A 22,894-nucleotide genomic window follows, 5' to 3' on the forward strand; every position below is an offset into this window, starting at 1 on the left:
GGGCCGTTCACCCGGGCCACGTACCCTCGCGGTGTGAACGTCGTGAGCATCGAGGCCGCGGGCGTCGGCGTGAGCTGGCTGGACACCGCCGGCCCGCTGCTCGTCTGGGTGATCGTGCTGAGCTTCGTGCTGGTCGAGTGCGCGCTCATCATCGGGCTGTTCCTGCCCGGCGACTCGCTCCTGTTCGGGGCGGGCGTGGTGCTGGCCCAGCACGGTTCGGACGCCAACGCGTGGTTCCTGTCGGGCGCCGCGCTGATCGTCGCGGTCCTGGGCAACCAGATCGGCTACTACATCGGCCGCACCGGCGGGACGAAGCTCATCGCGCGGCGCGACGGCAAGGTGCTGAACCGGCAGGCTCTCGAACGAGCGCAGCGGTTCCTGGACCGCAGGGGTTTCTTCGCGATCGTGGCGGCACGGTGGATCCCGTGGATCCGCACGCTGGCCCCGCTGATCGCGGGCGCGGCCCGGATGGACCCGCGCCGGTTCATGGCGGCGACGGCGCTGGGTGGCCTGCTGTGGGTGCCGACGCTGGTCCTGCTCGGGTACTACGGCGCGGGGCTGCTGGACGCGTTGCCGTGGCTGAAGACGGCGGCACTGTGGGTCAGCGTCGCGTTCTTCGTGGTCGGCACCGGGTACGGCGTGCTGCGGTACCGCCAGGAGATGCGCCGCCCGGTCGACGAGCGGGACGACGCCCGGGCCTGAGCTTCAGAGCTCCGGGTCGGCCCAGATCTCCAGCTGGATGCCGTCCGGGTCGCGGAACACGACGACCCGCGAGCCTTCGAAGGTGCGTGACGGCGCCGCGTCCTGGTAGTGCACGCCGAACTCCTGCAGCCGGTTCTCCCATTCGGCCAGCTCAGCGGCCGAATGCACCCGGAAGGCCACGTGGTCGAGGCCGGTGCGCCGTTCGTCGAAACCGCGGCGGCCGGTGTCCGCGTGCTGCACCAGGACCACGGAGAACTCGTCCCCGGCGGAGCGCAGCACGACCTTGCGCAGGCCCGTGTCCGGCTCTTCCCGCCGGGTGACCTCTTCGAGATCGAGAACGCGCACGTACCACGGCACGCTGCGGTCCACGTCGGTCACGGTGAGCGCGAGGTGGTGCACGGACATGAGTTTGGCCATGGCTTCCGAAGCCGTCCTTTCTCGGTGCGGCCCCTCAGAGTTGCACAGCGTTCGACCGCCGAAACCGAGGTGACCAATTCCCCGGCCAATCGTGATCTCGCCGTCTCCGGCCGTCCCAGCAGACGGACGCCGGTGACCGAAGGTCACCCGGGAACGCCGGACGGTGCCCGAGTGGTCACCGACCGCCGCCGACCTCCAGGATCGCGCCCGTCGTGAACGACGACGCGCTCGACAGCAGGAACAACACCGCCTCGGCGATTTCCGCCGGCTGACCTGGCCGGCCCAGTGGAATCTGCGGCGCGTACCTCGCCATCCGGTCCGGCATGCCCGCGGCCGCGTGCAGGCCCGTGTCGATCATGCCGGGCCGGACCGCGTTGACGCGGATGCCGTCCGCCGCGACTTCCTGCGCGAGCCCCAGGGTCAGCGTGTCCACGGCCGCCTTCGACGCCGCGTAGTGCACCCACTCGCCGGCCGAGCCGGTGCGTGCGGCCGTCGAGGAGATGTTGACGATCGCGCCGCCGTCGCCGCCGTGGCGGGTGGACATCCGGCGGACCGCCTCGCGGCAGCAGAGGAACACCCCCGTCACGTTCACGTCGAGGGTGCGCCGGACGACGTCGACCTCGTAGTCCTCGAGCCGCCCCGGGGTGTTGCCGACGATCGCCGCGTTGTTGACCAGGCCGGTGACGGGCCCCAGCTCGGCGGCCGCGTCGAACAGCGCGCGGACGTCGTCCTCGTCGGAGACGTCCGCGCGGAACGCCAGCGCCCGCCGGCCCGCCACCCGCACCTGCTCGGCCACGGCTTCGGCGGGCGCGGGGTCACCCGAGTAGTTGACGACGACGTCGTGGCCCCGGGCGGCGGCCAGGGTGCAGATCGCCGCGCCGATGCCCCGGCTGCCGCCGGTGACGATGAGCATCAGATCGCGAAGTTGGCCAGCGGCAGGTTCTCCAGCACCAGGTCCGCGCGGTCGCGCGTCTGCGAGATGAGGTCGGCGTTGCGCTGGTCCGAGCCGAGCGCGCGCTGCCGGGCCTCGACCAGCGAACGGCCGTAGCGGCGGTGGCGCGACACGAGCCGCTCGATGCGCTCGGGCTCGTCCGGGGCGAGGAACCAGGCCTCGGTGAGCAGCGGCCGGATCGCGCTCCACGGGTCGTCCGGGAGCAGCAGGTAGTTGCCCTCGGTGATCACCAGCTGGACCTCCGGCGGGACCGCGACGGCCCCGGCGATGGGCTCCTCGATCTCGCGGCGGAACTCCGGCGCGTACACGGTTTCGCGGCCTTCGGCTAGGCGGCGGATCAGGTGGTAGTAGCCCGCGGCGTCGAACGTGTCCGGGGCGCCCTTGCGCTCGGTGCGACCCAGCCGGCGCAGCTCGACCTGCGCGAGGTGGAACCCGTCCATGCCGACCACCGCCGCGCGCGAGCCGAGCGCGTTGGCCAGCGCCCAGGCGAGCGTGGTCTTGCCGGACGCGGGCGCGCCCACGATCCCGAGCACGTTGCGCTGCCCGCGCACGGTCAGCCCCTCGGCCCTGGCCAGCAGGTCGTCGAACGCCGTCATGTCCTGTTCCTTCCTGCGATCGCGGTCGTCCACGACCGCGGTCCCACATGCCGCACCCGTTCGGCGGCCACCTCGTTGGCGAAGCGGATCCGGTCCGTCACCGTCCGTTCGCGGGCCACGGCCACGGCGAGCGCGCCGTGCCAGACGTCGCCCGCCCCTAGTGTGTCCCGCGCTTCCGCCGCGGGAACAGGCACCTCACCCGAGCCGCCGTCCGCAGTGGACCAGCGCACCGGGCGGGGCCCCGCCGTGGTGATGACGGTGGGGACGCCGCGCTCGTGCAGTCCGGGCTCCGGCGCGGTGAAGTGCGCGGAGCACGCGGCCACGTCGACCAGGGGCAGCAGCTCGTCGAGCACGGGTTTCCAGCTCCCGGCGTCGAGCACCACCGGGGCCTCCGCGCCCTTCGCGACCGCCAGCGCGAGTTCCGGATAGTGCCCGTCCAGCAAAATGACATCCGCTGCCAAAAGGGGCACTTTCCCGGGAAAGTGCCGCCCTCCGGCGTTGCGGGAGACGACGGTGCGCTCGCCGTCGCGGTCGCGGACGGTGGCCGCGCTGACCGGTGGCGGGCCGGGCAGGTCGGGGGCCAGGTCGATCAGCCGGACGCCGTGGGCTTCCAGGTCGGCGCGGGCGAGGGCCGCCAGCGGGTGGGCACCGAGGACGGTCAGCAGGGTCGCTTCGGCGCCGAGCGCGGCCGCCGTCACCGCGGCGTTCGTCGCGGGCCCACCCGCGGCGACGTCCACCTGCAGCGACTGCACCTTCTCGCCCGGCGCCGGCAGCTCTTCGACCCGCTGGACCAGGTCCACTGTGCACAAACCCGCCAGCAGCACCTTCACTTCAAACCGGCCACGTGGGTCGCCCCGGCTTCTTCGACCTCACCGTTCTCGTTGAGCCGCAACGCGCCCGTGAGCAGGCCGACGACCTGGTTCATCGAGTGCGTCTTCGGCGAGACGAGCGCGACGCGCTTGCCGAGGCGGTGCACGTGGATGCGGTCGGCGATGTCGAACACGTGCGGCATGTTGTGGCTGATCAGCACCACCGGCAGGCCGCGGTCGCGGATCCGGCCGATCAGGTCGAGCACCTTGCCGGACTCGGCGACACCCAAAGCGGCGGTCGGCTCGTCCATGATCACGGCCTTGGTGCCGAACGCGGCCGCGCGGGCCACCGCGACACCCTGGCGCTGGCCACCGGAGAGCGTCTCCACGGGCTGGCTGATCGACTTGATGTTGATGCCCAGCTCGTCGAGGATCCGCTGCGCCTCCGCCCGCATGGTGGCGGTGTCGAGCTTGCGGAACAGCCCGAGCGGCCCCTTGAGCCGCTTTTCCCGGCCCAGGAACATGTTCGACGCGATGTCGAGCGCGGGCGCGACGGCGAGGTCCTGGTAGACCGTCTCGATCCCGTAGTGCCGGGCGTCCAAAGGGGACTTGAAGTGGACGGTCCGACCGTCCACTTTGATCTCGCCTTCGTCCGGGACCACCGCACCGGACAGAGCTTTGATGAGCGACGACTTCCCGGCCCCGTTGTCGCCGACCACGGCGAGCACCTCGCCGGGCAGCAGGTCGAAGTCGGCGCCGTCGATGGCGGTCACCCGGCCGTAGCGCTTGACCAGGCCGCGGGCCTGGAGGATCGGTTCGGTCATGACTGCTGCTGCCTCCTCGCGATCCGGTCCACCACGACGGCGGCGATGAGCAGGGCGCCGGTGGCGAGGTCCTGGTAGTTGCCGTCGACGTTCATCTGCGTCAGCCCGGACCGCAGCACCGCCACGACCAGCGCGCCCATCAGCGTCCCGAGCACCGAACCGCGGCCGCCGAAGAGGCTCGTGCCGCCGAGGACGACGGCGGTGATCGAGTCGAGGTTGCCGAGCTGGAACTGGTTCGGGTCGGCGTTCGGCGTCCGGCCGAGCGCCTGCCAGGCGGCGATGCCGAAGGTCAGGCCGGCCACGATGTACACCGAGAGCACCGTGCGGTTGACCTTGATCCCGGACAGCCGCGCGGACTCCGGCGCGTTGCCGACCGCGTAGACGTGCTTGCCCCACGCGGTTTTCGTCAGCGCGTACCAGATGCCGAGGTACATCAGCAGCGCCAGCGTCATGCCGTAGGTGATCGGGATGCCGCCCAACAGGTAGCGCTTGGTGCCGAGCCACTGCAGCAGCCCGTCGGTGACCGGCACGGCCTGGCCGCCGGCGATCAGCTTCGACACCGCGGTCAGCATGGTGAACGTGCCGAGCGTGATGATGAACGCCGGCAGCTTGATCCGCGTCGCGAGCCCGCCGATGAAGATGCCGACGATGATCGTCAGCACCACCCCGGCGAGCAGCGCGACGAAGCCGTTCGTGCCCGCGGCGGCGAGTTTCGCCATGATCAGCGTCGCGACGACCATCGAGGCCGCGTTGGACAGGTCGATGCCCGCGATGAGGATGACGAGCGTCTGGCCCAGCGCGAGCGTTCCGACGACCAGCGACTGCTGGACCACCGTGGACAGGTTGTCGAGGTCGAAGAACGTGTCCGTGGCGAGCGAGAACACCACGATCGCGACGACCAGCGCCAGCGCCGGGCCGACCGCGGGCGCGCGGAGCAGGAAGTCGCCGAGCGATTCACGGTCCTTCGTTGCCACTGCCGTCGTCATTTCGAACCTCCCCAGCAGTTCTGCAGGCCCCAGGCGGAGTCGTGGCTCTCGATGCCGGGCAGGGGCTTGTCGGTGATCACAGCCGATCCGGTGTTCACGAACCCGGACGGCTTCTTGCCGGTCTTGGCGTATTCGACGGCGGCGAGCACGCCCTGCTCGGCCATCTTCTTCGGGAACTGCATGACGGTGGCGGCGAACTGGCCGTCCTTGACGTTCTGGACGCCTTCGCAGCCGCCGTCGATCGAGCCCATGACGATCTGGTTCGTCAGCCCGCGGGCCTTGAGCGCCGCGTACGCGCCGCGGCCCATCGGCTCGTTCATCGAGTAGACGGCGTTGATGTCGGTGCTGCGCTGCAGCAGGTTCTCCATGCCCTGCTGGGCCAGGCTCTGGTCGCCGTTGGCCGCGGTGTGGCCCTTGATCTCCGGCGAGCCGTCGGTGAGCCCGATGCCCTTGAGGAACCCGCCGTGCCGCTGGGTGTCGACCGTGCTGCCGGCGGTCCCGTCGACCATCAGCAGCTTGGGCGGAACACCGTTGAGCGCGGCCTTGACGTAGGCGCCCTGCTGCTCGCCGGCCGCGAAGTTGTCGGTGGCGAAGGTGGCGTCGACGGCGTCGGCCGGCTCGGTGGCGGTGTCGAGGGCGATGACCAGGACCCCGGCGTCGCGGGCGTCCTTGATCGCCTTGAGCACGCCGGTCGACGAGCTGGGCGTGATGAGGATGGTGTTCGCGCCCTGCTGGCGGAGGTTCTCGATGGCGCGGACCTGGCCGTCGTTGTCGCCGTCGAACTGGCCGGCCAGCGCGCTGAAGTCGGCGCCGTTGGCCTGCGCGGCCGCTCTGGCGGCGTTGCGGAGTTCCACGAAGTAGGGGTTGGTGTCGGTCTTGGTGACCAGGCCGACCTTGGCTTTGCCGCTCCCGCCCGTGTTGGTGTTGCCACCCCAGTGGCGCTCGACCGTGCACCCGGTCGTCGCGGCGAGGACGGCGGCCAGCGTGAGCGCGGTGAGACTTCGCTGTCTCATGGTTTCCCAGCCTTTGTTCGTGTCGAGGCTTGCCGATGGTCGGGAAGGTAGACAGACTGCTCTCGGCGCGCAAGCGTTTGCGCAAACGCTTGCCGGAAAGGATCGGGATGCCCTCATCGAAGTCTTCGCGGCCGACTCAGCGGGACATCGCCGAGCTCGCGGGCGTCTCGATCACGACCGTCTCGCACGTGGTGAACGGGACGCGCGCGGTCGCCGAGGACACCAAGGCGGCGGTGCTGCGGGCGATCGAGGCGACCGGCTACACCGGCGACGCGATCGCGCGTTCGCTGGTCACCGGGGGCACCCGGTCGATCGGGATGGCGATCTCGCTGGTGGCCAACCCGTACTTCGCGACGCTGATGCAGGCCATCGAGCGCGAGGCGTCGCTGCACGGCTACACCGTCCTGCTGGCGGACACGCACGACGCGGCGGAAACGGAGCGTGACACCGTGCGGGCGCTGCGCTCCCGTCGCGTCGACGGCCTGCTCATCACCCCGGCGCCCGGCGACGGCCCGGTGATCGGCGAGCTGGTGTCCCTCGACGTCCCGACCGTGCTGATCGACCGCCTGTCCACCCGCACCGACGTCGACCAGGTCGGGTCGGAGAACATCCAGGCGACGTCGGCGCTGACCGCGCACCTCGCGACGCTCGGGCACCGGCGGATCGGGATGATCAGCGGCGTGCCCGGGCTGTCGACCAGCGAGGAGCGCGTGCTCGGCTACCGGCTGGGGCTCGGGCGGTCCGGGCTGACCTGGTCGTCGGACCTCGTGGCCTGCGGGAACTCCTCGCGCGAGGGCGGCGCGCTGGCGTTGAGCACGCTGCTGGCCCTGCCCGAGCCGCCGACGGCGCTGGTCGTCGGCAACGACAGCATGATGGTCGGGGTGCTGCACGAGGCCCGGCGGCGCGGGCTGCGGATCGGGCGGGACCTGCCGGTGGTGGTCTACGACGACGTCGAGTGGGCGGACCTGGTCGATCCGCCGCTGACGACGATGGCGCAGCCGATCGAGGAGATCGGCCGCCAGGCGGTGCGGCTGCTGCTGGCCCGGATCAACGACCCGGCGCGCAAGGCCGAAACGGTCCGGCTGGCACCCACCCTGCGTCACCGTGAGTCGTGCGGCTGCCCACCGGTTCACTCACTTCAGTGAATCTGGGTTCCTGACACCTCCGTACGGCCGTTCAGCGGATACGTTGCCGCTGAGCGTCTGCGAGGGCTTATGACCGCACTTTCGCCGGACCTCCGGTTGTGGGACCCCCCGGTCACCTACCGGATCGGCGTCGCGATGGGTGTCGACACGCACCCGTACTCCGGCGAACTGCTGCGCGCGATCAGGGCGGCCGCGGCGCAGGCGGGCTGCGACGTCGTGCTGGCGGACACCGAAGACACCGTGGGCGAAGAAGCCGCAGTGGTGCGCGCACTGCGCGCGGACCTGGTGGACGGCGTGCTGCTGGTGCCTTCGGCCGGCGACGAAGCGGTGATCAACGGCCTGGTCCGGATGGGTGTGCCGACGGTGCTGGTGGACCGCGTGGCCGCGCGCAACGACGTCGACCAGGTGGGCACGGAGAACGTGCACGCGGTGGCGTCGCTGGTCCGCCACCTCACCGACCGGCGGCACCGGAAGATCGGCCTGATTTCGGGCGACGACGGCCTCGAGGTCAGCCGCGAGCGCGTCCGCGGCTACCGGCTCGGGCTGGAGCAGGCGGGCCTGCGCTTCAACCGCGAGCTGGTGGAGTGCGGGCTGTCGACCTCGGGCGGCGCGGCTCGCGCGACGGCCAAGCTCCTGGACGGCTGGCCCTCCCCGACGGCCCTGGTGGTGGCGGACGAGGCGATGCTAGTCGGCGTCCAGTACGAGGCCCACCGCCGGGGCATCCGGATCGGTTCGGAGCTGGCGGTGGTGGGCTACGGCGACATGGACTGGGCGCGGCGGGTGAGCCCGGCGGTGACGACGCTGGTCCAGCCGATCGCGGACCTGGGCCGCCGGGCGGTCCAGCTGCTGATGTCGCGTATGGCGGACCCGGACCGGCCCCCGGAGTCGGTGTGGCTGACCCCGAAACTCCTCCACGGCGCTTCCTGCGGGTGCTGATACTGGGGCGGTGATCCGCCTCGCGCACACCGCCGACCTGCCCGAAGCCACCCGCGCCCTGCTCGACGACGCGTTCGAGGGCGAGTTCGCGGACACCGACTGGGAGAACGCCCTCGGTGGCACGCACGCCCTCGCCTTCGACGGCACCGAGCTCGTCGGCCACGCCGCGCTCGTCCAACGACGGCTGCTGCACGGCGAGCGCGTGCTCCGAGCCGGGTACGTCGAAGGCGTGGCCGTTCGCGCGGACCAACGCCGGCGGGGGCACGCGAGCGCGTTGATGACCGCGCTGGAACGGCTGCTGCCCGGCTACGACCTCGGCGCGCTGAGCGCTTCGGAGGAGGCGGTGGCGCTGTACGAGGGCCGGGGCTGGCAGCGGTGGCGCGGACCGACCTTCGCGCTCACGCCATCGGGCATCCGGCGCACCGCGGACGAGGACGGCGGCGTGTACGTGTTCCCCGGCCGGGTGCCCCTGGACCTCGACGGCGGGCTAACCGCCGACTGGCGGGCCGGCGACGTCTGGTGACAGCGTCGCCGCGGCTTCCAGGAGCATCCAGCCGCCCACCTGGACCGACAGGTCCCGCTCGGGTGCGTCCTCCGGCAACGGCCACGGCGCCGGGCGGTCCCAGTACGCGCTGAACAGCGGCCCCTCCGGCGCATCAGCCGCGCCCGACCAGCACGCCTCCGCCGATGTCAGCACCAGCGACCGGGCCGTCGCCGCCTCCGGACCGGGCAGAGAGCGTGCCGCCAACGCCAGATAGCGGGCCAGGATCGCCGCGAACAGGCCGCCGTCGCCGCCGCCTTGGCCGCGGATGACCCCTCCCGGCGCGACGTGCTCCGCGACCGCCCGCACGGTCCGGGCCGCGTCGTCCACTAAGGACAGTTCCAGGCAAGCACCGAGGTAGACACCTTGGCAGTACGTGTAAATGTGCTTCACCAGCTCGCCCGTGTCCGCCCGGATCCCGTCCCAGACCAAGCCGGACGACGGATCGACCAAAGTGGACGTCAGCCACGCAGTCATCTCGCGAGCCCGGGAGAGATTCCCCGATCGGGCGTGGAAGATCGCCGCCGGGCCGTTGGCCGGGGCGTTCTTGAAGTCGTCGCCGCGGCGCCACCAGATGCCGCCACCCGCGGCTGACGTCCAGCCCGACAGCAACTGCGTGTCGATCGCCGCCAGCGCCGGGCCGACGTCGATCCCCAATGCGGAAACCCGTTGCAGCGCAAGGCCCAGCCACGCGATGTCGTCGTAGTAGTCGTTGGTCCACTTGCCGAAGTTGCGCAACCGCACCGAACGCACGAAGGACCGGATCAAGGCGAGCCGGCCGGAAGAAGGAGCACGCAGCTGGGCGTCGACCAGGGTGTCCAGCAGGTGCGCCTGCCACCAGTAGTTCCAGTGCCAGTGCACCCGCTGATCCATCGCCGCCGGCCAGCGGCTGCGGCCCAGGACCGTGCCGGGCAGGGCCCACACCCGGCGCAGGTGGCGCGAAGTCACCGCGTGTTCCGCGGCCGAGACGTCCATGACGCAATCGTGCCTTGCCCATCGACATACCGCTCGGTATGTTCGGTGGTCATGACGACGGCCCACGTCACCTGCCCGCTGTGCGAAGCCACCTGCGGTCTCGAAGTGACGCTCGACGCGAACCAGCAGGTCACGCGCGTCCGAGGTGACGAGCAGGACGTCTTCTCGCGCGGGTACATCTGTCCCAAGGGGGCGTCGCTCGGCGCACTGCACCACGACCCCGACCGGCTGATCGCCCCGCTGCTCAAGCGCGACGGTGAGTTCGTCGAGGTCAGCTGGCAGGAGGCCTACGACGAGATCGCCCGCCGCCTGCCGCCGATCCTCGAGCAGCACGGCCGGGACGCCGTCGCGGTCTACGCCGGCAACCCCGGCGTGCACAACATCGCGCTGACGCTCTACGGCCGCGTGCTCTACAAAGCCTTGGGCACCAAGAACTTCTACAGCGCGACCTCCGTCGACCAGCTGCCGAAGCACTTCTCCGCCGGCACGATGTTCGGCGACCCGCTCGCCATCCCCGTCCCCGACCTGGACCGGACGCGGCACCTGCTGATCCTCGGCGCCAACCCGCTCGTCTCCAACGGCAGCCTGATGACCGCGCCGGACATCCGAGGGCGGCTGCGCGGGATCCGGGACCGCGGCGGCAAGATCGTCGTCGTCGACCCGCGCCGCACGCGCACCGCCCAGTTCGCCGACGAGCACCACGCCATCCGGCCCGGCACCGACGCACTGCTGCTGTTCGCGCTGGTCAACGTCCTCTTCGCGGAAGACCTCGTGGCGCCGGGGCGTCTGGAAGAACACCTCGACGGCCTCGACGACGTCCGCGAGCTGGCCCGGCCGTTCACCCCGGACGCCGTCGCGCCGCACACCGGCATCGGCGCCGGCGAGATCCGCCGGATGGCCCGGGAGCTGACGTCGGACAACGCTGTGGTCTACGGCCGGATCGGCACCACCACCCAGGCCTTCGGCACCATCGCGAGCTGGCTGGTCGACGTCCTCAACGTGCTCACCGGCCACCTCGACACCCCGGGCGGCGCGATGTTCCCGCTGGCCGCGTGCCAGCCCACCGGGAACCGGCGGCCGTTCGCCGTCGGGCGCTGGCACAGCCGCGTGCGCGGCCTGCCCGAGGTCGTCGGCGAACTGCCGGTCGCGACCCTCGCCGACGAGATCGAAACCCCGGGCGAGGGCCAGGTCCGCGCGCTGATCACGGTCAGCGGCAACCCCTGCCTGAGCACGCCGAACGCCGGACGCCTGGCCGCGGCGCTCGACACCCTCGACTTCATGATCTCGGTCGACGTCTACCTCAACGAGACGTCCCGCCACGCCGACGTCATCCTGCCCGGTCCGTCGCCGCTCGAACGCCCGCACTTCGACCTGGCCTTCTACCAGCTGTCCATCCGCAACGTCGCCAACTGGACCCCCGCGACGCTCCCCTCGGCGCTGCCGCAGGAGTGGGAAACCATGCTCCGGCTCACCGGCATCGTCGCCGGTCAGGGCCCGGAGGCCGACGTCGCGGCGCTGGACGACTTCGTCGCCGCCGACGTCGCCCGCCGCGCGGGCCTGGAGGTCACCCACGACCGGACCGGACCCGCCCGCCTGGTCGACCTGATGCTGCGCGCCGGGCCGTACGACGTCACGCTCGCCGACCTCGAGGCCGCGCCGCACGGGGTGGACTTCGGGCCGCTGAAGCCGCGGATCCCGGAGGTGCTGTGCACCGCGTCCGGGCGGATCGAGCTGGCACCCGAGCCGATCGTCGCGGACGTCCCGCGGCTGCGGGAAGAACTCGCGAAGACGGCGGACGACGGGCTCGTGCTGATCGGGCGGCGGCACCTGAGCTCGAACAACTCGTGGATGCACAACCTGGCCCCGCTGGTCCGCGGCGGCAACCGGTGCACGGTGCAGGTCCACCCCGCCGACGCGACGCGCCTCGGCCTCACCGACGGTGGCCTCGCCTCGGTCACCTCCCGCGCCGGAAAGCTGCAGGTCCCGGTCGAGGTCACCGACGAGGTGCGGCCGGGCGTGGTGAGCATCCCGCACGGCTGGGGCCACGACGCCGACGGCTCGCGAACGCGGGTGGCACGCGCGAACCCCGGCGTGAACTCGAACCTCCTCACGGATGAGACATTTCTGGACAGGCCCTCCGGAACGTCGGTGTTGAACGGCATTCCCGTCGAGGTCGCCCCCGCCTGAGCCTTGACACCGCGGCGAGCCGTCAAGGATTCTGCGACCGGCATGTTTACGTGAACATCGGAGTTCGCATGGCCCGTCTTCGTCACTGCCTGCTCGCTCTCCTGCTCGTTCCCCTCTTCGCCGTCCCGCACGAAGCCGCGGCCGCGACCAACGCCTTCCGCGGCGTCAACTGGGCCGATGCCCGCGACAACTACGTGGACGGCTGGGTGATCCCGACCGGCCTCACCGCCGGGGACAGCTACGACAGCGTCCGCGGCAAGGCCGACGGCATCATCACCGGCTTCCAGCAGAAGCTGGGCGCGAACACCGTCCGGCTGCCGATCAACCCGCAGAGCGTCAACTCCGACTGGTGGGGGCGGTACAAGGGCGCCGCGGACTCGGCGCTGTCCCACGGCATGAAGGTCATCTTCGGCTACTGGGAAGCGAACAAGGACGGCTTCGTCGACGACACGAACGCCTGGAACACCATGTGGGACAAGGTCACCGCCGACTACGGCGGCAACGCCAACGTGTACTTCGAGCCGATGAACGAGCCCTTCGGCTACCGCCTCAACGACTGGGTGTCCCTCTGCTCCACCTGGCTGTCCCGGCACTCGAACATCCCGCGCGGCCGGGTGCTGATCAGCGGCACCGGCTACAACGACAACGTCACCGGGGTCGGCGCGGCGAGCGCGTTGAACGGCACGCTGCTGTCGCTGCACTTCTACGGCTTCTGGGCTTCGGACACGACCCGCTCGGCCTGGACGGCGAACCTCAGCAACCGGCTCGGGTCGTACTCCTCCCGCACGATCATCGACGAGGCCGGTGCCCCGATGACGACCGGCTTGGACTACTCCGCCGGCCACCAGGACGGCAACAACTTCACCGCGTACTTCGCCGCCACCACCGACCTGGCGCGCTCCCGGCAGATGGGCGTCGTCTACTGGCCCGGCCTGCGGTCCGGCGACACGTACTCGATCACGCGGCAGAGCGGCAGCGGCCTGGAGGTCAACAACGCGACGGGCGTCGCCCAGCTGCGCTGGGGCTGGGGCCTGTAGCCGTCACCAGGCGCGGCCGAGATCGGCGTGCTGCCGGATCCAGGCGTGCATGACGATCCCGGCCGCGACCCCGGCGTTGATCGAGCGGGTCGTGCCGAACTGCGCGATCGACACGACCAGCGACGCGGCTTCCTGCGCCTCCGCGGAAAGCCCGGGTCCTTCCTGGCCGAACAGCAGCACGCATTCGCGCGGGATCTCGGCCGTCTCGACCGGCTGCGAGCCCGGCGTGTTGTCCACCGCGACGACGGCCAGGCCGTGCTCGGCCGCGAAGGCGACCAGGCCGCCGACGTCGTCGTGGTGGCGCAGGTGCTGGTAGCGGTCGGTCACCATGGCTCCGCGCCGGTTCCAGCGGCGGCGGCCGACGATGTGCACCTCGGCCGCGGCGAAGGCGTTGGCCGTGCGGACGACGGTGCCGATGTTGTGGTCGTGCTGGAAGTTCTCGATCGCGACGTGGAACGGGTGCCGTCGGCTGTCCACATCGGACACGATGGCCTCACGGCGCCAGTAGCGGTAGGCGTCGACGACGTTGCGGCGGTCGCCGTCGCGCAGCAGCTCGGGGTCGTACCGCTCGTCCGCGGGCCACTCACCCGGCCACGGGCCGACGCCGACCTCTTCGCGGCTCACCCACTCGGTGGGTCCGGGTGTTGTGTTCACCCGGTGATTCTCGCTCAGCCGAGGTGGACGGGACGCACGTGGGTTTCCTCGTCGTGGCGGTGGCGCCAGCGGTGGTAGACGCCGACGTAGGAGTAGGCGACCACCGCGATCGCGCCGATGCCGATGGCCGGCAGCCACGACTGCGGGAAGACCGTGCCGTAGAGGTAGTAGGCGTTGAAGCCGCCGGGCAGATCGCCGAGGCCCTGCTGGTGCCGGAAGTAGTTCTCCAGCGCGGTAAACGGGCACGCCACGGGTGCCACGTTGACCAGGATGCCCCAGGCCAGTCCGAGCATGTGGATGAAGATCAGCTTCGGCCAGCGCCACGCGACGAAGCCGCCGAAACCGATGAGCAGCAGCGCCAGGATGTGCACGACGATGGTCACGTCGGCCAGGAACTTCGCCATCGCACCCCCTCCACCAATCCCCCTACCAGCGACTTTACTCCGCCGACCGCAGTTGTCCCCTCCTATTAGTGCCCATCCGTGTGATGTTCAACCCAGCAGAGCAACCCGTTCACTGGCGCGGTGACGGAGGGGTTACGCCCGGTGGGAATTCCGGTGGCCGCTTGCCGGGGTACTGCGTCGGTTCCTCGTGCGGGTACTGGTCCGGCGCGCCGTCCGGTTTCGTCCGGTTCGGGTCGCGGGGGCGGTGGGGTTCCGGCGGCTCGCCGGGCTTCGACGGCTCGTCCATGCGCTCGACGGTACGCCCGGGCCCTCACCGCGGCTGCGCGATTTCGCGCTCAGCCGAATGCGGCGCCGTCGAGATCGGTGACGACCAGCCGCAGCCGGGCGTTCGCCCACGCGGTTCCCGCCAGCACCGGCCGCACCGCCTCGGCGGCCTGGTCCAGGAGCGGCGGGATCGGCAGCCGCGTGGCGATCAGCCGGATCTCGACGCGCTCCGCCGTCACGTCGACCGCCGTGCCGTCCCGGCCCATCGGCACCGCCGGGGTCGCCGGGCGGAGGCCGTTCACCTGCGCGAGAGCGCCGACGATCCGCTCGACGGCTTCGGCCGCGGTCACCGGGCTTCCGGCTCGATGTCCAGAATGGACACCCACACCTCGTCGACGGCCAAGCCGGTCTGCTCGGCCACGAACCGCGTCACCGAGCGCTGGACGGCCCGGCCGACCGCCGCCGCCTGGTCGGCCCCGGCCGTGACCAGGTCGATCTCGACCGTCAGCCGGCCGTCGGCGGTCCGGACCCGGACACCGTCCGACGGCGCCGGGTCGAGCCCCTTCCAGCGCCCGCGGGCCGCACGCGTCCACGCCGTCACCAGGCCGCGCAGGCCCGGTTCGAGCCGCACCACACCCGGCGTGGCGATCGCCGCCCGCGCCGCCACCCCGGCGATCACCGGGTCGGCGATCACGTAGTCAACGCTCATGGCCCTGGCTCCCCGGCGTCTTCCTCGAAGATGTCTTCCACGAGCAGGTCGAGCTTCGCCGGCGTCAGGCCCACCCGGGCCGTGGCCGCCGCGGTCACCCGCTCCCGCACCTTCGCCAGCGTGGCCCCGCCCGCGACGGTCCGCAGGCTCACCGCGAGGGTCAGTTCCACCTCGACGCCGTCCGGCCCGGTCCGCACCCGGCACCGCCGCGCCCGGACGCCGTCGACCGTGTCGGCCGCGTACCGCAGCACCGCCGCCACCGCCTGCTCGCTGACCTCGACGAACCCGGGTTCCGGAGTCGGCAGGCGCACCGTCGAGCCGCGCCGCACCTCGGCCCGCACCGCCGACATGATCCGCCCGAACAGGTCCGGCGACGGCGCGTCCTCCTCGGCGGCCAGCTCGGTGGTCGCCTCGCGCAGCGCCAGCAGGCTCTCGCGCGCGGCCCCGCAGTGCGGGCAGCTGAGCTCGTGCTCGTCGGCGACCGCGTCGAGCCGCTCCCACACCTGCTCGACATCGCGTTCGCAGGGCAGCTCGTAGCCCGTCATCGCCACGGCTTCATCACCTCCGCCAGCTGGGCACGGGCGCGCGCGATCCGGCCGCGGACCGCGGTCGCGTTCACGCCGACGATGGCGCCGATCTCGTCGTAGGACCGGCCGTGGACTTCGCGCAGCAGCCAGCAGGCTTTCTGTTCGGGCGTCAGCTGCTCCAAGGCCGCGTTCAACGCGGCGAGCTGGCCGCTCACCTGGGCGGCCCGCTCCGGCTGGAGATCGGCCAGGGGCGACTCGGCGGTGTCGAGGTCGACGTCGGCCTGCGGCTTGCGCGCCCGGATCGTGTTGAGGCAGCGGTTCGTGGTCGCCCGGTAGAGCCAGCCGACGAACGCGGCGTCCTCGCTCAGCTGGCCGAGCTTGCGCCAGGCGTTGAGGAACACCTCCTGCACGACGTCTTCGGCGTCGCCGCGGTGGGCCAGCATCTTGACGGCGAGCCGGAACATCGGGCCCTGGTAGCGCAGCACGAGCTGTTCGTACGCCCGGACATCGCCGTCCCGCGCCCGGCTGACGAGCGTCACGTCGTCCAGCGGCGTAGTCGTCGTCACGGCACCTCCTCGAGGGGAGGACACCGGCGGGCGGAAAACGTCACGCAGTGATTCTGGGTGACGGCGGTCACCGGGGCGAATCCAGCGATCCGCCCCGGTGGACGTTCACTCCAGGCCGAGGTCGTCCTTGCCGAGGACGTACCGGTATTCGAGGCCTTCCTTCTCGATCGCCTCGCGCGCGCCCGTGTCGCGGTCGACGACCGTCACCACGCCGACCACGTTCGCGCCCGCTTCGCGCAGCGCCTCGACCGCCGTCAGCACGCTTCCGCCGGTCGTCGACGTGTCCTCGACCGCGAGCACGCGCTGGCCGCGGACCTCCATGCCCTCGATGCGCCGCTGCATGCCGTGTTCCTTGACCGACTTGCGGACGACGAACGCGTCCAGCACGACCCCGTCGTTCGCCGCCGAGTGCAGCATCGCCAGCGCGACCGGGTCGGCGCCGAGGGTCAGGCCGCCGGCCGCCACGTAGTCCCAGTCCGCCGTCAGCTGACGCAGGAGCTTGCCGATCAGCGGCGCGGCCGCGTGGTGCAGCGTCGCCCGCCGGAGGTCGATGTAGTAGTCGGCTTCCTTGCCGGACGCCAGGGTCACTTTTCCGTGCACCACGGAAAGATCGGTGACCAGCCTGGCCAGTTCGAGTTTCGCCGCTTGATCCAACCCGGGGTTCGCCACGGCCGTGAGTCTTACACACGGCCGGGCTCACTCACCGACGGATGTGGCGTCGACCGCACGCCCGCGCGTCGCGGCCCAGGCCGGGACGAGGATCGCCACGAGCGCGAGCACCACGGCGATCGCCAGCACCGTCAGGTAGATGGTCACCGGGCCCGACGGCAGCGGCGAGCCGGTCACCACCAGGCAGAACGGCACGATCGCGCCCGCCGCGGTCAGCGTCCCGAGCAGCACCGCGATGGTCGCGATCAAGCCGCCTTCGACGCCGGCCATCCGCAGCACCTGGCCGCGGGTGAAGCCGCTCAGCCGCTGCACCCCGAATTCGCGCCGCCGTCGCGCGGTGGCCGTCACCAGCGTGTTCACCACGGAAATCACCGTGTACGCGATGATCATCCCGACGAGCAGGTAGTTGACCCAGGCGCCGACCTCGTTGCCCTTCGCGTGCGCCGCGATCAGCGTGCCGCGGTCGCCGACGGACACCGGCAGCCCGGCGGTCGCCTCGCGCAGGCGTGCGGTCAGCGTTGCCCCGTCGACGCCGGGAGCGGCGCGGACCAGCAGCTGCGGGGCGAGCCCGAGCGTGGTGTGCGGGGCCAGCAGGCTCGCGGGCAGCACGAGCTGTTCGAACCCGGGACGCTGGTCGACGACGGCGGTGACCCGGACGTCCACCGGCGTGCCGTCGCCGAGCCGCAGCGACAGCGTGTCGCCGACGTGGTGGCCGAACGCCGAGGGCACCTCGACGGCGTTCCCGGTCAGCTCGCTGACGCCCAGCGCGGGCCGGCCGTCGTCGTTCTGGCCCGAGTCGAACGGCTTCTCGACGAACACCGTGCTCGTCACGTACTCCGACGCGCTCGCGACGCCCGGGACGGCGCGCACGCGGCCCGCCACGGACGGATCGAGCCCGCTCGGGCCGGCCACGACCGCGTCCGCGCGCAGGTCCTCGGTGTAGGCCTGGTTCGAGACGGCTTCCTGGGTGGTCTGCAGGTAGATGTTGGCGGTCGCGATGCCGACCGCGAGCATGATCGGCGTGACCGCGCCGGCCGCCCGCACCGCGCCGACGCGGGTGTTGCGCAGCGCGACCCGGCCGTTGACGCCGGTGAGCGCGTGCACCGGCCCGCTCAGCAGCGTGGCCACCAGTTTCGTCACGCCGGGGCTGATCGCCGCGAGCCCGAACGCCCACAGCATCACCGCCGGGCCGGCCGTGCTGGCCGCGACCGGGCCGGTCATCACCGCGACCGTGACGATGCCGAGCGCCGTCCCGCCGCCGAAGCACAGGATCGCGGTGATCAGCCGGATCGGCGTCAGCCAGCGCCGCTCGACGGCGGCTTCGGCGAGGGCTTCGGTCGGGCGGATCCGCGAGGCCCGCCGTCCCGCCACGAAGGACGCACCGACGACGGCCAGCAGCGACGCACCCGCGGCGACCACCGCCGGCACCCAGCCCTGCTCGAACACCAGCACGTCGGGGACGACGTGGTGGTCGGCGAGCTCGCCGAACAGCCACTTCGCCAGCACCGGGCCGAGCGCGACCGCGGCGCCGACCGCGAGCAGCCCGACGACGAGCGCCTCGCCGAGCACCATCCGCCGCAGCTGGCGCGGGGTCGTGCCGACCGCGCGCAGCAGCGCGAGTTCGCGCTGGCGCTGCTGCGTCGACAGGGTCAGCGTGCCCGCCACGACGAACACCATGACCATGGCCGAGAGCCCGCCCGAGACGGCGGCCAGCACGATCAGGTTCTCGCCGCTCTTGCCTGTTTCGGGGAACTCCAGCGCGCCGCGGTCGAGGCCGGTCGTCACGACCCCGGCGTCCCCGACGGCCGCGGTCACGGCAGCGACATCGCCACCGAAGACGCCGATGGTGTCGAAGCGGCCCGGGTGCCCGGAGAGCGTCTCCGCGTCCGAAGGCGCGAAGAACACGGCCGCGTCCCGCATGGCCTGGGGTGCTTCGGCGGTGCCGGAGATCCGGTACTGGCCGACGCGGCCGTGCGCGGCGATCGGCAGCGTGTCCCCGACGGCGAGCCCGAGCCCGGCGTCGACGACGACTTCGCCGGGCTTCGGCGCGTCGCCCTTCAGCGTGTACGGCGTCAGCACGGCGGAATCCCAGGCGTGCCCGAGCGCGCTCGCCGGGCCGGACTGGACGGGGAAGCTGTATTCGCCGACGACGTTCGTGACGCCGGGGACCGCGCGCAGCCGGTCGGCCAGGCCCGCGTCGAGCCGGACGCGCTCGGGCAGGGTCGCGTTCTCGAACTTGTGCTTGTCGTCCGGCTCGAGGGTCGCCGGGTCCTCCTTGGGCAGCTCGAGCGTCTGCTGCCCGCCGACGACGATCGGCGCCGCGGCCAGCCGCTGCACCGGCGTCTCGGACCGGATGCCGGTCTCCATCAGGCCACCGCACGCCGAGACGACCAGCGCGCCGAAGAACACGGCGACGAACGTCGCCAGGAAGCCGCCTTTGCGCAGGCGGAGGGTCCGCAGGGCGAGCTTGAACATCAGGCCGCCACCCGGCCCCAGGCACCGAGGTGGGTCATCCGCTCGGCGACGGCTTCCGCGGTCGGCCGGGCCAGCTGCCCGGCGATCCGGCCGTCGGCCAGGAAGACGACCTGGTCGGCGTAGGACGCGGCGACCGGGTCGTGCGTCACCATGATCACCGTCTGGCCCGACGCCCGGACGGAGTCGCGCAGCAGGCCGAGCACCTCGGCGGCGGTGCGCGTGTCGAGGGCGCCGGTCGGCTCGTCGGCGAACAGCACGGCCGGGTCGGTGACCAGGGCCCGCGCGATCGCGACGCGCTGCTGCTGACCGCCGGAGAGCTGCCCGGGCAGGTGCTTGCGGCGCCCGTCGAGCCCGACGTGGTTGAGGATCCGGGCCACCAGCCGCTTGTCCGGGCGCTTGCCGGCCAGCTGCAGCGGCAGCACGACGTTCTGCTCGACCGTCAGCGCCGGGAGCAGGTTGAACGACTGGAAGACGAAACCGACGCGGTCGCGCCGCAGCTTCGTCAGGTAGGTCTCGTTCTTGCCGTCGAGGTCCTGGCCGTCGAGCACGACCCGGCCGGACGTGGGCCGGTCGAGACCGGCCGCGCAGTGCAGGAACGTGCTCTTGCCCGAGCCGGACGGGCCCATCACCGCGGTGAACCCGCCGCGGGGGAACGAGATCGAGACCCCGTCCAGCGCGACGACCCCGCCGTACTCCTTGCGCACGGCTTCCAGCCGGACCGCGTCCGCTGCCTCGTGCCACCCAGTTGTCATGGGGAAAACGCTAGGGGGACGGCCCGGCGATCACCCTGGTGCGCGCGTGCGTCTTCCAGGTGGGGACAGCCCTACCGCGGCACTTTCACGGGAAAGTGCCCTCAGGTGCGGCCCTTGCCGCCGAAGCCGCCGCTGATCCGGCGCAGCACCGCGCGCGGCAGCAGGCCGCCGAGCGCGACGACGGCCTTGTACTGCAGGCTCGGCACGGAGATCACCTTGCCGCGGCGCAGGTCCGCCAGAGCCTCGTTGACCACCTGTTCGACACCCAACCAGGCGATTTTCGGGCCGGGTTTGCCGATGCCGGCCCGTTCGTGGAACTCCGTCGCCGTGAAACCGGGGCAGAGCGCCATCATCCGGACACCCTTCGGCAGCGAAGCGGCGATGCCTTCGGTGAACGACGTGACCCAGTTCTTGCTCGCCGTGTACGTCGAGCCGCGGCCGCTGAAGAACCCCGCCACGCTGCTGACCTGGATGATTTCGCCGTGGCCGCGCTCGATCATGCCGGGCAGCACGGCCCGGGTGAGCCGCAGCACCGCGGTGACGTTGACGTCGAGCTGGCGCTGCAGCGCGTCCGGCGGGATGGTCCAGAAGTCGCCGTTCAGCCCGAAACCGGCGTTGTTCACCAGGAGGTCGACCGGCCCGGCCGCGAGCCGCTCCTCCACCGCCGTCCGTCCGTCCACTTCGGACAGATCGGCGGGCAGCACCTCGACCGCCACTCCGTGCTTTTCCCGCAGCTCAGCGGCGTAGGCCTCCAGCCGCGCGGCATCGCGGGCGACGAGCACCAAGTCATGTTTTTCGGCCGCGAGCGTGCGCGCGAACTGCGCGCCGATGCCCGCCGTGGCACCGGTTATGAGAGTGGTGGTGGTCATGTGGGTGAACATACTCGCTGGTCACGGGCGGACGTGCGTTCGATTCGGCGGGGAAGTATCGTCCGCCGCATGGGTAAGCACACCAGGCGCAAAAGCGGCTATCTGCCCAAGGTCGCCGTGGGCGCGGCGCCCGCCGTGCTGCTTTTCGCCGCTCCCGCCACGGCGCTGGCGAGCCCGGCGGAGCTGACCCTGCCGCTCTACCACCGCGACGACAGCACGTTCCGGCGCGACGTCGAGACGTCGGGCGAGGACGGCACGTCGGTGGTGCGCGAGACCGTGACCACGATCCGCCACGACTTCCTCGCGAAGGAGATCGCCGGCGCGGTGCTCGACACGGACCTGACCGAGTCCGCGATCACCCACCGCGAAGAACGCCAGGCCGGGACGTCGGCCGCGGCGCAGGAAACCGAGTCGTTCGCCCGCGCCGGCCGGCACACCTTGCGCTGGGGCGACGTCCGCGCGGGCACCGCGAACGGCCAGCGGCTCGGCCAAGCCGCGTCCCGGAGCCTGTCGATCTCGCCCCTCGGCGGCGGCGCCGAGCACCGGATCGACCTCGGCGAAGGCATGAGCCACGGCGTCTGGGCCGCCGACGGGATCGACGTGCTGAGCCAGCACGCCGAGCAGCTGGACACCGGCCTGTTCGGCAGCTTCGCCGGCGACCTCGACGGTGCGCTGGCGGCCCGCCGGTCCTCCGGTCAGGTGGCCGACCTCGGCCGGCTCGGCGCGGTCGGCACGACGTCCGACCAGTACGCGGCCGGACGGCTCACCGGCGTCCTGGACCTGGGCCAGAACCACGAAGCCGGGGCTCAGCTGGGCCCGGCGTGGGCACTGGCGGGGACGAGCCAGTCGCTCGGCCCGGCGGGACCGGCCGGCTCGATCAGCGGCGACCTCGGCGTGGACCACGTCGTCCAAGCGGAGGGCAGCACGACGTCGGTGCGCGGCACCCTCGACCGGTCGGGCTCGTTCAGCGTCCTCGACCAGCGGTTGCTCGGCTTCTAGCTCTCACTCGGCTTGGGGTTCGGCTCCGCGTCCGCGGGCGGCTGCTGGACCGGCGTCCCCGCCGCCGGGGTGCCCGGGGCCGGAGCCGCGGCCGGAGCGGGCGCCGGGGCCTCGGCCGGGACCGGGGCGCTCGCCTGGTGGCGGCCCGCGTCGTAGTCCTCGTCGAACGGGTCGACGATGTCCGCGATCTCGCCCAGGTCGCGCAGCAGGCGCTCGAGCCTCGACGGGCCCGCCGTCGGGACGACGCTGGCCAGCACCCACTCGTTCTCCAGCCAGGCCACGCCGACGTCGCCGCCCAGCTGGTCGGCCGCGTCGACGAGCTCCTGCGTGATCACCACGCGGGCTCCCTCCGCGTCGTCCGCGAAGGCGTAGCGGGCGCCGATCGGGCCGAGCATTTCGGGCATGTCCGCACGCTGGAACGGGACGCTGGACAGCCACATCTCGATCGGGATCCGGTGCTTCTTGTTGCAGCGCACGGCGACGACGACCGCGGGGATCTGCCCCTCGGTCTCGATGTCGAAGATGAACACCGGGCGGCGGCCGTCGGAGGTGAAGGTGGAACCCGCGACGACGTTCACGGCCGCGTCCGCGCCGAAGTAGCCGATGGCGCCGCCTGCCCACTGCTGCGGCAGGCGCTCGTCCTCCTCGACGAACTGCCAGCCGCGCAACTGCGCCCAGCGCATGCGCTCGCGGTTGCGCGAGCCCTCCTTCGCCCGGTCGGCGGCGAGCAGCCCCAGCCCCGCCACCAGGGCGACGGCCGCGATGACGAACCAGATCCACGCCGGAATACCCACGTCGGCCAGGGTATCGCCTGTTACGCCGGAGGGATGATCGCCGGTCCCCGTGTCGCCGGGCCCATTCGGAGCATTTTCCCCGCTCCCGGGTC

Annotated in this window: 27 protein-coding genes; 7 read left to right on the top strand and 20 right to left on the bottom strand. The window is 71.9% G+C overall.

Translation table 11 applies throughout. The annotated features are described in order from the left end of the window. Positions 1-33: 33 nt before the first annotated feature. Positions 34-702, top strand: a complete 669-nt coding sequence (locus IE317_RS36070) for a DedA family protein (protein WP_191315847.1) — start codon at positions 34-36, stop codon at positions 700-702. A gap of 3 nt (positions 703-705) precedes the next feature. On the opposite strand, the gene IE317_RS36075 is transcribed toward IE317_RS36070, so the two are convergent. The 7 genes from IE317_RS36075 to IE317_RS36105 form a co-directional block, all read right to left on the bottom strand. After that, positions 706-1,119, bottom strand: coding sequence for a VOC family protein (locus IE317_RS36075; RefSeq protein WP_191315848.1), 414 nt, complete (start codon positions 1,117-1,119; stop codon positions 706-708). A 175-nt stretch (positions 1,120-1,294) separates the two neighbouring features. After that, a complete protein-coding gene (locus IE317_RS36080; protein WP_191315849.1) occupies positions 1,295-2,032 on the bottom strand; it encodes an SDR family oxidoreductase in 738 nt (245 codons plus the stop codon). Further along, a complete protein-coding gene (locus tag IE317_RS36085; protein ID WP_043787338.1) occupies positions 2,032-2,667 on the bottom strand; it encodes a nucleoside/nucleotide kinase family protein in 636 nt (211 codons plus the stop codon). The genes IE317_RS36080 and IE317_RS36085 overlap by 1 nt, the downstream gene beginning before the upstream one ends. Further along, on the bottom strand, positions 2,664-3,497 hold the full coding sequence (locus IE317_RS36090) for a PfkB family carbohydrate kinase (protein WP_373309201.1): 834 nt from the start codon (positions 3,495-3,497) through the stop codon (positions 2,664-2,666). Before IE317_RS36090 ends, IE317_RS36085 begins: the two co-directional genes overlap by 4 nt. Beyond that, positions 3,494-4,300, bottom strand: a complete 807-nt coding sequence (locus IE317_RS36095; RefSeq protein WP_191315850.1) for an ATP-binding cassette domain-containing protein — start codon at positions 4,298-4,300, stop codon at positions 3,494-3,496. Before IE317_RS36095 ends, IE317_RS36090 begins: the two co-directional genes overlap by 4 nt. Further along, positions 4,297-5,286: an ABC transporter permease gene (locus tag IE317_RS36100; protein ID WP_191315851.1), complete on the bottom strand. Its 990-nt coding sequence runs from the start codon at positions 5,284-5,286 to the stop codon at positions 4,297-4,299. The genes IE317_RS36095 and IE317_RS36100 overlap by 4 nt, the downstream gene beginning before the upstream one ends. Next, complete coding sequence (locus IE317_RS36105; protein WP_191315852.1) at positions 5,283-6,299, bottom strand: substrate-binding domain-containing protein; 1,017 nt, start codon at positions 6,297-6,299, stop codon at positions 5,283-5,285. The genes IE317_RS36100 and IE317_RS36105 overlap by 4 nt, the downstream gene beginning before the upstream one ends. Before the next feature lie 107 nt (positions 6,300-6,406). Here IE317_RS36105 and IE317_RS36110 point away from each other — a divergent pair, with 107 nt between their 5' ends. From IE317_RS36110 to IE317_RS36120, 3 genes are all read left to right on the top strand, one after another. Further along, positions 6,407-7,444, top strand: a complete 1,038-nt coding sequence (locus IE317_RS36110) for a LacI family DNA-binding transcriptional regulator (protein WP_191315853.1) — start codon at positions 6,407-6,409, stop codon at positions 7,442-7,444. Between the two features lie 69 nt (positions 7,445-7,513). After that, positions 7,514-8,380, top strand: coding sequence for a LacI family DNA-binding transcriptional regulator (locus tag IE317_RS36115; RefSeq protein ID WP_191315854.1), 867 nt, complete (start codon positions 7,514-7,516; stop codon positions 8,378-8,380). A 10-nt stretch (positions 8,381-8,390) separates the two neighbouring features. Continuing rightward, the gene (locus tag IE317_RS36120) at positions 8,391-8,903 is read left to right on the top strand and encodes a GNAT family N-acetyltransferase (RefSeq protein WP_191315855.1); all 513 of its coding nucleotides are present in this window, start codon (positions 8,391-8,393) and stop codon (positions 8,901-8,903) included. Here the strand turns inward: IE317_RS36120 and IE317_RS36125 are convergent. Next, complete coding sequence (locus IE317_RS36125; RefSeq protein WP_191315856.1) at positions 8,868-9,896, bottom strand: glycoside hydrolase family 76 protein; 1,029 nt, start codon at positions 9,894-9,896, stop codon at positions 8,868-8,870. The two genes, IE317_RS36120 and IE317_RS36125, sit on opposite strands and share 36 nt — an antisense overlap. A 51-nt stretch (positions 9,897-9,947) precedes the next feature. Here IE317_RS36125 and IE317_RS36130 point away from each other — a divergent pair, with 51 nt between their 5' ends. Together IE317_RS36130 and IE317_RS36135 are read left to right on the top strand one after the other, a co-directional pair. After that, a complete protein-coding gene (locus IE317_RS36130; protein ID WP_191315857.1) occupies positions 9,948-12,083 on the top strand; it encodes a molybdopterin-dependent oxidoreductase in 2,136 nt (711 codons plus the stop codon). Between the two features lie 68 nt (positions 12,084-12,151). Beyond that, positions 12,152-13,120, top strand: coding sequence for a cellulase family glycosylhydrolase (locus IE317_RS36135; RefSeq protein ID WP_191315858.1), 969 nt, complete (start codon positions 12,152-12,154; stop codon positions 13,118-13,120). Positions 13,121-13,123: 3 nt separating this feature from the next. Here the strand turns inward: IE317_RS36135 and IE317_RS36140 are convergent, their stop codons facing one another. From IE317_RS36140 to IE317_RS36190, 11 genes are all read right to left on the bottom strand, one after another. Further along, on the bottom strand, positions 13,124-13,774 hold the full coding sequence (locus IE317_RS36140) for a TrmH family RNA methyltransferase (RefSeq protein WP_191315859.1): 651 nt from the start codon (positions 13,772-13,774) through the stop codon (positions 13,124-13,126). A 14-nt stretch (positions 13,775-13,788) separates the two neighbouring features. Then, the gene (locus IE317_RS36145) at positions 13,789-14,178 is read right to left on the bottom strand and encodes a DUF2784 domain-containing protein (protein ID WP_191315860.1); all 390 of its coding nucleotides are present in this window, start codon (positions 14,176-14,178) and stop codon (positions 13,789-13,791) included. Between the two features lie 109 nt (positions 14,179-14,287). Further along, positions 14,288-14,464 carry a hypothetical protein gene (locus IE317_RS36150; RefSeq protein WP_191315861.1) on the bottom strand — a complete coding sequence of 59 codons (177 nt, stop codon included), beginning with the start codon at positions 14,462-14,464 and terminating at the stop codon, positions 14,288-14,290. A 49-nt stretch (positions 14,465-14,513) separates the two neighbouring features. Continuing rightward, positions 14,514-14,792 (bottom strand): hypothetical protein, encoded by a 279-nt coding sequence (locus IE317_RS36155; RefSeq protein WP_191315862.1) that lies wholly within the window; start codon positions 14,790-14,792, stop codon positions 14,514-14,516. Next, positions 14,789-15,151 carry an Asp23/Gls24 family envelope stress response protein gene (locus IE317_RS36160; protein ID WP_191315863.1) on the bottom strand — a complete coding sequence of 121 codons (363 nt, stop codon included), beginning with the start codon at positions 15,149-15,151 and terminating at the stop codon, positions 14,789-14,791. The genes IE317_RS36155 and IE317_RS36160 overlap by 4 nt, the downstream gene beginning before the upstream one ends. Next, positions 15,148-15,702 carry an Asp23/Gls24 family envelope stress response protein gene (locus IE317_RS36165; protein WP_373309202.1) on the bottom strand — a complete coding sequence of 185 codons (555 nt, stop codon included), beginning with the start codon at positions 15,700-15,702 and terminating at the stop codon, positions 15,148-15,150. Before IE317_RS36165 ends, IE317_RS36160 begins: the two co-directional genes overlap by 4 nt. Further along, complete coding sequence (locus IE317_RS36170) at positions 15,693-16,244, bottom strand: RNA polymerase sigma factor (RefSeq protein ID WP_191315864.1); 552 nt, start codon at positions 16,242-16,244, stop codon at positions 15,693-15,695. The genes IE317_RS36165 and IE317_RS36170 overlap by 10 nt, the downstream gene beginning before the upstream one ends. Before the next feature lie 105 nt (positions 16,245-16,349). Next, positions 16,350-16,913: an orotate phosphoribosyltransferase gene (gene pyrE, locus IE317_RS36175; RefSeq protein WP_191315865.1), complete on the bottom strand. Its 564-nt coding sequence runs from the start codon at positions 16,911-16,913 to the stop codon at positions 16,350-16,352. A gap of 27 nt (positions 16,914-16,940) precedes the next feature. Further along, the gene (locus tag IE317_RS36180) at positions 16,941-19,388 is read right to left on the bottom strand and encodes an ABC transporter permease (protein ID WP_191315866.1); all 2,448 of its coding nucleotides are present in this window, start codon (positions 19,386-19,388) and stop codon (positions 16,941-16,943) included. Then, entirely contained in the window at positions 19,388-20,140 is a 753-nt protein-coding gene (locus IE317_RS36185; RefSeq protein WP_191315867.1) for an ABC transporter ATP-binding protein, read from the bottom strand. The genes IE317_RS36180 and IE317_RS36185 overlap by 1 nt, the downstream gene beginning before the upstream one ends. Positions 20,141-20,241: 101 nt before the next feature. Beyond that, a complete protein-coding gene (locus tag IE317_RS36190; protein ID WP_191315868.1) occupies positions 20,242-21,009 on the bottom strand; it encodes an SDR family NAD(P)-dependent oxidoreductase in 768 nt (255 codons plus the stop codon). A gap of 69 nt (positions 21,010-21,078) precedes the next feature. On the opposite strand from IE317_RS36190, the gene IE317_RS36195 reads away from it, so the two are divergent. Continuing rightward, the gene (locus IE317_RS36195) at positions 21,079-22,008 is read left to right on the top strand and encodes a hypothetical protein (RefSeq protein WP_191315869.1); all 930 of its coding nucleotides are present in this window, start codon (positions 21,079-21,081) and stop codon (positions 22,006-22,008) included. Here the strand turns inward: IE317_RS36195 and IE317_RS36200 are convergent. Further along, positions 22,005-22,802, bottom strand: a complete 798-nt coding sequence (locus tag IE317_RS36200; RefSeq protein ID WP_191315870.1) for a hypothetical protein — start codon at positions 22,800-22,802, stop codon at positions 22,005-22,007. The genes IE317_RS36195 and IE317_RS36200 overlap by 4 nt on opposite strands. Positions 22,803-22,894: the final 92 nt, after the last annotated feature.

This window comes from Amycolatopsis bullii (genome assembly GCF_014654205.1).
GTDB classification, from domain to species: Bacteria; Actinomycetota; Actinomycetes; order Mycobacteriales; family Pseudonocardiaceae; genus Amycolatopsis; species Amycolatopsis plumensis.

What these genes read in the sequence shown, in the direction of transcription:
- IE317_RS36075 (WP_191315848.1), bottom strand. Translation starts at nt 1,119, where the DNA reads ATGGCCAAACTCATGTCCGTGCACCACCTCGCGCTCACCGTGACCGAC.
- IE317_RS36080 (WP_191315849.1), bottom strand. Translation starts at nt 2,032, where the DNA reads ATGCTCATCGTCACCGGCGGCAGCCGGGGCATCGGCGCGGCGATCTGC.
- IE317_RS36085 (WP_043787338.1), bottom strand. Translation starts at nt 2,667, where the DNA reads ATGACGGCGTTCGACGACCTGCTGGCCAGGGCCGAGGGGCTGACCGTG.
- IE317_RS36095 (WP_191315850.1), bottom strand. Translation starts at nt 4,300, where the DNA reads ATGACCGAACCGATCCTCCAGGCCCGCGGCCTGGTCAAGCGCTACGGC.
- IE317_RS36100 (WP_191315851.1), bottom strand. Translation starts at nt 5,286, where the DNA reads ATGACGACGGCAGTGGCAACGAAGGACCGTGAATCGCTCGGCGACTTC.
- IE317_RS36105 (WP_191315852.1), bottom strand. Translation starts at nt 6,299, where the DNA reads ATGAGACAGCGAAGTCTCACCGCGCTCACGCTGGCCGCCGTCCTCGCC.
- IE317_RS36110 (WP_191315853.1), top strand. Translation starts at nt 6,407, where the DNA reads ATGCCCTCATCGAAGTCTTCGCGGCCGACTCAGCGGGACATCGCCGAG.
- IE317_RS36115 (WP_191315854.1), top strand. Translation starts at nt 7,514, where the DNA reads ATGACCGCACTTTCGCCGGACCTCCGGTTGTGGGACCCCCCGGTCACC.
- IE317_RS36125 (WP_191315856.1), bottom strand. Translation starts at nt 9,896, where the DNA reads ATGGACGTCTCGGCCGCGGAACACGCGGTGACTTCGCGCCACCTGCGC.
- IE317_RS36130 (WP_191315857.1), top strand. Translation starts at nt 9,948, where the DNA reads ATGACGACGGCCCACGTCACCTGCCCGCTGTGCGAAGCCACCTGCGGT.
- IE317_RS36135 (WP_191315858.1), top strand. Translation starts at nt 12,152, where the DNA reads ATGGCCCGTCTTCGTCACTGCCTGCTCGCTCTCCTGCTCGTTCCCCTC.
- IE317_RS36145 (WP_191315860.1), bottom strand. Translation starts at nt 14,178, where the DNA reads ATGGCGAAGTTCCTGGCCGACGTGACCATCGTCGTGCACATCCTGGCG.
- IE317_RS36150 (WP_191315861.1), bottom strand. Translation starts at nt 14,464, where the DNA reads ATGGACGAGCCGTCGAAGCCCGGCGAGCCGCCGGAACCCCACCGCCCC.
- IE317_RS36160 (WP_191315863.1), bottom strand. Translation starts at nt 15,151, where the DNA reads ATGAGCGTTGACTACGTGATCGCCGACCCGGTGATCGCCGGGGTGGCG.
- IE317_RS36180 (WP_191315866.1), bottom strand. Translation starts at nt 19,388, where the DNA reads ATGTTCAAGCTCGCCCTGCGGACCCTCCGCCTGCGCAAAGGCGGCTTC.
- IE317_RS36185 (WP_191315867.1), bottom strand. Translation starts at nt 20,140, where the DNA reads ATGACAACTGGGTGGCACGAGGCAGCGGACGCGGTCCGGCTGGAAGCC.
- IE317_RS36190 (WP_191315868.1), bottom strand. Translation starts at nt 21,009, where the DNA reads ATGACCACCACCACTCTCATAACCGGTGCCACGGCGGGCATCGGCGCG.
- IE317_RS36195 (WP_191315869.1), top strand. Translation starts at nt 21,079, where the DNA reads ATGGGTAAGCACACCAGGCGCAAAAGCGGCTATCTGCCCAAGGTCGCC.